Raw genomic sequence first — 7,822 nt, 5'->3', positions numbered from 1 at the left:
TTAAGATTTTAAGTAGTGGAGTGTGATTTCATCCCTACTATGACCCATTTCAATAGATACTTGAGCTCTAGCTTCTAGATTTGTATAGCCTTCTTGTTTTAACTCTTCATAACGGTTTTGAGCAAAGGAATAACGTAATCCGTGAGATCCATCATCAGCTCCGGCTTGTTTTAGTTGAGTGCGGTAATCTGAATAATTAGCTTTAAAACCGCTTTTCTTTGCTTCTGTTGCACGATTGACTAAATTCGAAGGCAAAACCCTTGTCGTGTAGCTTAGTCCATTTTTAGAGCCTTCTACAGTAATTGTATTGTTACTGTGGATAATCCATTTGCTAGAGTTGAGAGCATCATCAGCTCTTAATCCTGCCTCAACTTGCAGATCAAAACTAAGCAAATACGGCGTTGCTTGCATGTATTCGCGTATGTTTTCTATCTCTTTTTTAGGGTAGCTTCTATTATGATAGTTTTTCTTTAAATTTACGCCTTCATTTTTCAATTCGCTTCGCAAATCGGTTATACGGGCTCGATCTATATTTTTTATCCCGAGCCCATTAAAGCCATCCGATATTTTTGCCATTGTGGAAATATAGGTATTTAATGTTCCTCCGCTTATGTGGTCTATTTTGCTTATCAAAAATTCTCTGGCAGTGTCGCTATTGATATGGGGATATATCTTTTTTCCATAGTTTTCTTGAAGATAGCTGATGTATTGTGTGACAACTGTTCGAGCGTTTTGTATTGATTTGATTGAGTGTGCTTGAGTACTTATCTTGTGTCCGTTTTGTCCTTTGACGGTGCTTGCTGCGCGGCTGGCTGATTTTGAAATTCCTATGCCATCAAGCTTTTGCATGAGCCGGGAAATGATGAATTTCCCGGAGCTTCTATTGTTTAACTCTGTTTTTTTGTTCATTTGCTCTCCTTTTCAAAAATCTTGCAATCGTTTGGTCTGATATTTTGATCCCGGTTTGAGCCTGAAGCAGCCTACAAATCTGCGGATAACTGTGCCCCTGTTCGCGCCAGACAACAATTTGCTCTGAAAAATCTCTATAATTTGGCTTTTTCTTTCGAATTTTTCGTATAGATTTTTCCACTACCGCCTCTTGGCTGCGCTTGTCTTTTTGGTTTTTCCGAAAGTATGTTCGGATCGAATCGATTTGTTTGTTTGGGCGATTGTTTTTTGGATTATTTATTTTTTCCACCTCCTTAAAAAAATCTCCAATAGTTTTGGATATTTGTTCGAAAGAATTTGATCTTTCGATACTTTCGTATAGAAGCTTGAAAGCTCCTATCAGCTCGCTCTTAACCACATAGAATTTAGCCATTTTGATAGCTCCTTGAAAAAATTATATGTATCAAATTTTGATAACACCATATCAAACATGCGCCGCCGAATGCTATCAGCTATGATTGATGTATAGCTCGAAACACTCGATAGAAACGGGGTTGCCCCGTAAAGAAGCGTTGGCTTCTTGACGGGGTGTTGATATGATGCTATCAGATTTGATATTTATTGGTTTTAGCAAAAAAATTTTCATTAGATTTTTGTGTTTTTTGATGCTTGCTTATACATATTTTTTTGCTATAACTAGTTATATTTTCTAATTTTTTAAAGGTGTAAAAATGGAAAACGAACAAAATTCGAATGTATTTTTTTAAGAGAGCTTTTTATTTTTTTTCAAATTTTTCGGCATAGGTTTTTTCTGAAGCAGTATATAGACTGCTTCCGCTCTCCTGCCGTATTCCTTTTTGCAGACCTGTATGGGCGAGGTTTAATAGAAACAGTCCATTTTAGAGGGTTAAGCTTTTTCCTTTGCTTTTTGTAGCTAAAAGCGTTCTGTTTTAACATCAATTGCAAAAACGAGTTTGAAAAGGGCGAGGGGCACTCCGTTAGCCTGAAAAGCGTTGTGAGCCAGTGCCGGCGTCAACTGCTTGCTAGAACTTTTTTGTTTTTGTAGGTATCTCTTACTTTTTTAAAAAAAGATCGCCGCCTTTTAGGGGCTTTTATTTTTCAAATTTATAGTATTTTTTATTTTACTCTTATTGGTTTTTCTATTGCTATTTCAAAAAATATCGATTAAAATTAAAAGAAAAAACCAAGGAGCTTCCATTGGAAAATAACTCAAAAATTATAGATACGATTGCTAAACAAATTGAAATCATAAAAATTAAAATTTTAATTTTTGTAGCCGGTTTTGGTGGAGCTTGGGTGTTTATTACTGCTAATTATTCAAAAATAGATTTTTTGGTTATAATTTCTATTGCATTCTTAATGTTGTTTGGTGTCGGCATAGCGACAAATTTAACTAGATTATCAGGGCTCTATAAAGAGCTTGAAAAGATAAAGGATTCAAATGGAAGTAATTAGTGCGGTGCTAGTAGTAGCTTCTTTAATCAGTTTTGCTATAGGCTATTTTTGGGTCAAAAGCGGTAAAAAGATACCTGATTTCTTTTAAAATTTTCTCTCTTTTACAAAGTTAAGTTTTTATCTGTTTAATTCTTTTGCTTAAAAAGCAGCCATATACTTAGCTTTATTCTCTGTAACCTCGTTTGGCTAGCTGTTGCGAAAATTCGTTTTCCGTATAAAATTTGAGCTCGCCTTTGTCTAGCTTTTCAACAGTTCGTTTTAGCTTTATTGTATCGGCTTGGCTTATCTCGCTTTGGAGTGCTTCGACCATATCTCCATCAAGCTCTATTACGTTAATTTTTTCACCAAATAGCTGTTTCATAGCGTTTATAATATCACTGCTTAGAGTAAAACCGTCTTTAGCTTGAAGTATAATCGCATTTGTCATTTTGACTCCTTTATCTAGTGTCTTATACCGCACCCTTATTAATAGACTCCATTTTTTCTCTAATAATAGACCTTAGATATTGTGTTCTATTTGTTCTAGTTAAATAGCCCATTTCATCTAAAAAGGCTAGTTCATCGCTGGATAAAAACATGGTAGTTCTTTTATTAGCCGGGTTTGCACTCTTTGGTCTGCCGCCCGTCTTTTTTATCTCTTGTGCTTTGTCTTGTTCTTTGAAACTTGCGGTAGATAGTTCTTCTAGTTCGTTACTAGATAAGTCTAATTCTAATTTAGCCATTATTTATTGTCCTTAATGTAGTTAATTATTTTTTGATACATATCTATAAAAGATTGATACTGTCTTTTTGCTAGATTGTTTTCATTGTATAACTCAATAAAACTTAATCCGTTTGTCATTGCATTTTCAAATATTCTAGAGTTTTTTAAAACAAAGAATTTTGTACAAACTATATTGACGGCTTTAATTGTAGCTACTGTTTCATCTAGCTCTTTTTGAGAAGAGATATTTGTTATAACGCCTATAGTTTTACGTCCAAGCGGTTTAATTTGAGATAAGGTGTTTGCTGCTCTTTTTATTGAGTTTGGATTAGGAGTAATTGGAACTATAATAAAATCACATTGTTTTAAAATTTCAAGCACTCCAGCCGAAGCAAAACCACCAAAGTCATACACTGTGTCTTCTTCAAAAACACATCTATCTAATATCTTACCTTTTGGATAAAATTGTGGCACTACTGAATCATCATTGCTTTGCCATTTTAGATTGAGATCTTTTGCGATACTAAAGCTAAGTGGAGTTTTGCCTACGCCGCCTTTTAATTGCAAAACTGCTAAAGTCATATTTTGCCTTTTGATATGTTATATATGTTAAAAACATATTATATCATATATATGTTATTAACATATCAAGTCATTTTATTTAGGAGTGTTTTCTTGCTCCGTTAGGTTTTTAAGGAGCAGTTTTTTATTTCGTTAGGTTTTTAAGGAGTAAGCAGTTTAACTACTCATCAAAAACCTAACGGACTATAGTTTTTTCCGCATTTTGAGGAGTGATTTTAGCAATAGTTCCGCATTTTAGTGAGTATGTTTTTTGTCCTAAAAGTGCGTCTATTACGGAGTTTTATTATAAAGCTATCTTGTTTTCTATAGCATACTTCGCAGCCTTACTTAAAAAGACTGATCTGTTGTTTGTTAACTCGCTAATAGATTTTAGTAGCTTTTCCGGAAGGATTACATTAACTCTTACTTTCTTTTCAACCGGTGCCGGCTCCTTAATCTCTTCTCCTTCTGCTATTAATACATCAAGCAAACAAGAAAAAGCTTCTTTTAGATCCTCAATAGCTTCTATTTCATTATCCCCGCATCCTGTAATTTTAGGATATTCTTTGTAGTAAGCTACAAATTCATCATCTTCTTTGTTGATTATCATGCTATAGTTTAAATTCAAGTAGTATTCTTTATTTTTTGCTTGTGGTGTCATTATTATCTCCTAGGTTCCTCTAAGGTTGTCTTTTTATAAAAGCTCTATGAGCTCTTATAAAAAGATAGTCTTAGACCATCTTTATTCTGACGCTAATCTATAGACTCTTCTTCGTATAGTTCTAAAACTTTCTTGATATAATGTTTCTTTATGGGTTTAGCAAATGGAATGTTTACATGATCATAGCCTGGTTTTCTAAAGATCATGTGAGAACCTTTTGCGTTATTGCTAAGTTCGTAACCTAAATAAACTAATATATCCTGCACCTCATTAAAACTGATACTTGAAGGAGATCTTCGCATCTTGTCTATTATCTTATGAATTTTATTACTCATAAATAACCTTTGTTTTTTATATTATTATAATAATATATACACACTTAATAAAATGTTAAATTATATAATGTGTATTAGTATATAGATATATTTTGTATTGAAAATTCTACTTTTCATTGCATATTAAGCAAAAGTTCGATTTTAAGGTAGTTTATGAATTTGGAGTTTTGCCGGTTTAAGGTTGGGAAGCTTAAAGCGGGTGATTTGGTTTAAGAAAAGCTCTAAAAATATAAGATTTGATTGATTTCTTAAATTCTTAACATAAATGTTTATATGTTATTGCAACTGTCAAATATGTATATAAAAGCTTATAATTTTGATTATTAAGATATAAATTGTTAAAATTATTCAAGTTTTAAAAATTATTACAAAACAAGGGATTAGGTTTGAAAAATACAATTAAATCGTTTATGGTTTTATGTTTGTTATTGCCATTAAGTTTACTCGCAGACAATTGCAAAAAGCATTCTCCAGAATTATATGTAGACAAACAGGATATTATACAAAATAGAATGTTTTACTTTCACGAAGAATGTAAAAACAAAAAAGATCAAGTAGCATGCGAATGTTTTGATAATACTTTCGGCGAGATAAAAAAAAGATGTAATGCTGGCGAAGCCAAAAGTTGCTACAATCTTTATCTCGTTAATCTTTCTAATGAAGATAAACTGGATTTTTTAAAATATGCAAAAAAAGCTTGCGATTCCGAGATTAATCCTGAAAATCTTGAAAGTGCCATAGAAGCATGCGGAGCAGTTGCAACAGTATATTTGTTAAAATATAGATCAGAAATTGTTATAGAGCTAAAAAACAAATATAAAGATACTACTATACAATACCTAGATAAGCTTTGTAAAATAACGAAAAAAGACTGTGACGAAATGAAAAAGAATCTTTTTTAGTGTGCTATTTTAGCACACTAAACTTTGTTTATTTAAATACTTCTATGCCAGCAACTGCACCTTCTATTCTTTGTGCGTATTGATTTTTAATGGCAAAATAGCATCCTATAAATCCTTTTTTAGCCCCCTGTAGTTCTCCTTCAAATTCAGCTACTGCTTCTAAAACATCATGAGCGTCTAACAAGAGACTAGTGCTTGCGAATAATACGGGAAGTATGCTTACTAAATATTCAAAAGATTTACTTGTTATTTCTGAACATCTTGAGACTTTATCAATAAAGCCATGAAGTTCTATTTCAACTTTCTCGTTTATTTTTTCAGAAGGTATGCTAATTCCCAATAAGTCTCTTATCATGGTTGAATATAGTTCTTGTTTATCATTATCCATTTTTTATCCTTTTTATTTTTTATTATTTGTTTGATTTATGGTGCTAGTATTTCCGTGTCCAACACTAAATAAAGCACTGCAGCCTGTTAAGATCACTGCTAGTGCAACTAAAAATGCTATAATTGTTTTGTTCATTTAACAACTCCTTTTGTTTAGTGTAATTCGGACAAAGGGGGTTCTTAATACTTCAATTATTTGTAATTCGAAAATTAAAGACTGCACGCCTTAACCTAAAACCAAATTTTAGACATAATTATCCCTTTATATGAGATAGATTTATATCTAAAAATACCTGTAAAGATATTACGATTTTGATAAAATTTGCTCTAGCCCCATAAAATAGGACTTAGAATATATTGAATGTGTTAAGTAGCCGTTAAATCCGAATTACAGGGGAATTATAACAACTTTTCACTTAAAATTTAATATGAATTAGCTTACATGAATTTGAATTTTAAATATTACTAATTTTATATTTTTGTTTGTCTTGTCTTATAAGTTTTACTGAATATTGAAAAATAGTAGATTTTAAAATAATCCGCTCACATCTCTATCTTTTTTCTTATATTTTTCAGGGTTTGATTTCATCTCCGCTTTAAGCTCTTTGGCTTCTCTTATGGCTCTATCTAAATGCTCTAAGCTGTCAAAATCTGCTCTTGCTTTTTGATCATCTCTAGGGTCAATAAATATAGCTTCTATTCGGTTCTTTTCTTCGTTGATTTGTAGGTATTCGATTTTAAACAACGCTCCGAAGTATGAGAATTCTTTGCCTTTATATTTGTTTAGCTCTTTAGCTTCTATAGCTTGAGCCGTTTGAGCTACTAGGCGTTCCTTAAAATCAAACCTTAGAGTGATTTCTATTGCTTTTTTTCGTATCTTTTTTGTTACTTCATAATCTACTTGAATGTCGCTTTTTTTATTAATTTCTTCTATGCTAGGCTCAATAACATATTGACGGAATTTGGCAAAGTTCCTCAAGGTTTTTGGCAATTGTAGTAATTCATAAAGCTCTTCTAATACAAATACTCGTTTTTTATCTCTTTGATGTTGAGCTTGTATCATAAACTGATAAAATCTTGTAGTATATTTACCGCTAAATTTTATTGCCTGTTCTATGTTGTAGGTTGTAAATTCTTTTTTTAATTGTAACAAATATGGTGTAAGAGTAGGGCTAATTTCGAATTCAAACCTTCCTTGATCTATATGATAAATAAAAGCTGAAAACCAATTGCAGCCTATCCATTTGTTTTGTTCTTTAATCTCTAGAGGCTTTTTTAATATGTCTTTCGCTAGATCCTTTAATCTTGTTTCGTTAAGTTTAACTCCTAGTTTTTGCTCGAGCTCTGAAACAGTACAAGAATAGCGAAAGAATTTCTCATCAGCTGTTTTAATTTGCGCTATGGCTAAAAGAATTAGTTTCTGTTGAGTTTCCGTAAGCTCGTATTTGCTGTTTATCATTGAATTTGATTGAACCACAACTGATCTATTTGATAGATTTTTTGTTATTTCTTTAGTCATATTTTCTCACTTACAAAAACTTCTTTTTCAAAAGTATACCATAAAAAGAAGTTTTATTATTACAACTTCTTTTTCACTTACAAAAACTTCTTTTTTGGTCTATTTTCACTTACAAAAACTTCTTTTTCACTTACAAAAACTTCTTTTTTGGTCTCTAAAACTCCCTATTTTGGGGCTTTAAAACCTCTTAAAAATTTAAGAAAAATTTCTTTATAGAAAACCTTTTAACAAGCAAAAAATTTCCGTTATTTGCTCAATTTCTATATATTAGGAACCGGGGCGTTTGTACGGCTTTGTGCTTACGCACTGCAGCCCGCCCCCTTACCCCCTATTTACGCCTTGTATTGTCGCTACGCTCCGCAAGGCTATCATCTTTTAGTGAGGATGTGT

Annotated in this window: 12 protein-coding genes; 2 read left to right on the top strand and 10 right to left on the bottom strand. The window is 32.1% G+C overall.

All coding sequences use genetic code 11. The features are described from left to right. Window positions 1-909, bottom strand: a complete 909-nt coding sequence (locus tag CORI_RS10580) for an integrase domain-containing protein (RefSeq protein ID WP_173032059.1) — start codon at window positions 907-909, stop codon at window positions 1-3. Then, window positions 881-1,321 (bottom strand): hypothetical protein, encoded by a 441-nt coding sequence (locus CORI_RS10575; RefSeq protein ID WP_173032058.1) that lies wholly within the window; start codon window positions 1,319-1,321, stop codon window positions 881-883. The genes CORI_RS10580 and CORI_RS10575 overlap by 29 nt, the downstream gene beginning before the upstream one ends. Window positions 1,322-2,106: 785 nt before the next feature. On the opposite strand from CORI_RS10575, the gene CORI_RS10570 reads away from it, so the two are divergent. After that, window positions 2,107-2,364, top strand: a complete 258-nt coding sequence (locus CORI_RS10570) for a hypothetical protein (RefSeq protein WP_173032057.1) — start codon at window positions 2,107-2,109, stop codon at window positions 2,362-2,364. A 163-nt stretch (window positions 2,365-2,527) separates the two neighbouring features. On the opposite strand, the gene CORI_RS10565 is transcribed toward CORI_RS10570, so the two are convergent. The 5 genes from CORI_RS10565 to CORI_RS10545 all read right to left on the bottom strand — a co-directional run bounded on the left by CORI_RS10565 (window position 2,528) and on the right by CORI_RS10545 (window position 4,624). After that, on the bottom strand, window positions 2,528-2,791 hold the full coding sequence (locus tag CORI_RS10565) for a hypothetical protein (RefSeq protein WP_173032056.1): 264 nt from the start codon (window positions 2,789-2,791) through the stop codon (window positions 2,528-2,530). Between the two features lie 22 nt (window positions 2,792-2,813). Then, the gene (locus CORI_RS10560; RefSeq protein WP_173032055.1) at window positions 2,814-3,086 is read right to left on the bottom strand and encodes a hypothetical protein; all 273 of its coding nucleotides are present in this window, start codon (window positions 3,084-3,086) and stop codon (window positions 2,814-2,816) included. Further along, on the bottom strand, window positions 3,086-3,649 hold the full coding sequence (locus CORI_RS10555; RefSeq protein WP_173032054.1) for a hypothetical protein: 564 nt from the start codon (window positions 3,647-3,649) through the stop codon (window positions 3,086-3,088). Before CORI_RS10555 ends, CORI_RS10560 begins: the two co-directional genes overlap by 1 nt. Window positions 3,650-3,932: 283 nt before the next feature. Next, window positions 3,933-4,289, bottom strand: a complete 357-nt coding sequence (locus CORI_RS10550) for a type II toxin-antitoxin system HicB family antitoxin (RefSeq protein ID WP_173032053.1) — start codon at window positions 4,287-4,289, stop codon at window positions 3,933-3,935. A gap of 92 nt (window positions 4,290-4,381) precedes the next feature. Then, window positions 4,382-4,624 (bottom strand): type II toxin-antitoxin system HicA family toxin, encoded by a 243-nt coding sequence (locus CORI_RS10545; RefSeq protein WP_173032052.1) that lies wholly within the window; start codon window positions 4,622-4,624, stop codon window positions 4,382-4,384. Window positions 4,625-5,010: 386 nt separating this feature from the next. Between CORI_RS10545 and CORI_RS10540 the strand changes: the two genes are divergently transcribed. After that, complete coding sequence (locus CORI_RS10540; RefSeq protein WP_173032051.1) at window positions 5,011-5,526, top strand: hypothetical protein; 516 nt, start codon at window positions 5,011-5,013, stop codon at window positions 5,524-5,526. A 28-nt stretch (window positions 5,527-5,554) separates the two neighbouring features. Here the strand turns inward: CORI_RS10540 and CORI_RS10535 are convergent, their stop codons facing one another. From CORI_RS10535 to CORI_RS10530, 3 genes are all read right to left on the bottom strand, one after another. Then, the gene (locus tag CORI_RS10535; protein WP_173032050.1) at window positions 5,555-5,914 is read right to left on the bottom strand and encodes a hypothetical protein; all 360 of its coding nucleotides are present in this window, start codon (window positions 5,912-5,914) and stop codon (window positions 5,555-5,557) included. A gap of 12 nt (window positions 5,915-5,926) precedes the next feature. Further along, complete coding sequence (locus CORI_RS10845; protein ID WP_301952220.1) at window positions 5,927-6,049, bottom strand: hypothetical protein; 123 nt, start codon at window positions 6,047-6,049, stop codon at window positions 5,927-5,929. A gap of 393 nt (window positions 6,050-6,442) precedes the next feature. Further along, complete coding sequence (locus CORI_RS10530) at window positions 6,443-7,432, bottom strand: replication initiation protein (RefSeq protein ID WP_173032049.1); 990 nt, start codon at window positions 7,430-7,432, stop codon at window positions 6,443-6,445. Window positions 7,433-7,822: the final 390 nt, after the last annotated feature.

It is taken from the genome of Campylobacter sp. CCUG 57310 (assembly GCF_013201975.1).
Taxonomy (GTDB): domain Bacteria; phylum Campylobacterota; class Campylobacteria; order Campylobacterales; family Campylobacteraceae; genus Campylobacter_A; species Campylobacter_A canis.
The sequence above is the reverse complement of the archived record's forward strand: the minus strand, read 5'-3'. Positions and strand labels throughout refer to the sequence as shown.

Bases quoted from the DNA above. Each gene is read 5' to 3' on its own strand.
- CORI_RS10580 (WP_173032059.1), bottom strand. From the start codon at position 909: ATGAACAAAAAAACAGAGTTAAACAATAGAAGCTCCGGGAAATTCATC.
- CORI_RS10575 (WP_173032058.1), bottom strand. From the start codon at position 1,321: ATGGCTAAATTCTATGTGGTTAAGAGCGAGCTGATAGGAGCTTTCAAG.
- CORI_RS10565 (WP_173032056.1), bottom strand. From the start codon at position 2,791: ATGACAAATGCGATTATACTTCAAGCTAAAGACGGTTTTACTCTAAGC.
- CORI_RS10560 (WP_173032055.1), bottom strand. From the start codon at position 3,086: ATGGCTAAATTAGAATTAGACTTATCTAGTAACGAACTAGAAGAACTA.
- CORI_RS10555 (WP_173032054.1), bottom strand. From the start codon at position 3,649: ATGACTTTAGCAGTTTTGCAATTAAAAGGCGGCGTAGGCAAAACTCCA.
- CORI_RS10550 (WP_173032053.1), bottom strand. From the start codon at position 4,289: ATGACACCACAAGCAAAAAATAAAGAATACTACTTGAATTTAAACTAT.
- CORI_RS10545 (WP_173032052.1), bottom strand. From the start codon at position 4,624: ATGAGTAATAAAATTCATAAGATAATAGACAAGATGCGAAGATCTCCT.
- CORI_RS10535 (WP_173032050.1), bottom strand. From the start codon at position 5,914: ATGGATAATGATAAACAAGAACTATATTCAACCATGATAAGAGACTTA.
- CORI_RS10845 (WP_301952220.1), bottom strand. From the start codon at position 6,049: ATGAACAAAACAATTATAGCATTTTTAGTTGCACTAGCAGTGATCTTA.
- CORI_RS10530 (WP_173032049.1), bottom strand. From the start codon at position 7,432: ATGACTAAAGAAATAACAAAAAATCTATCAAATAGATCAGTTGTGGTT.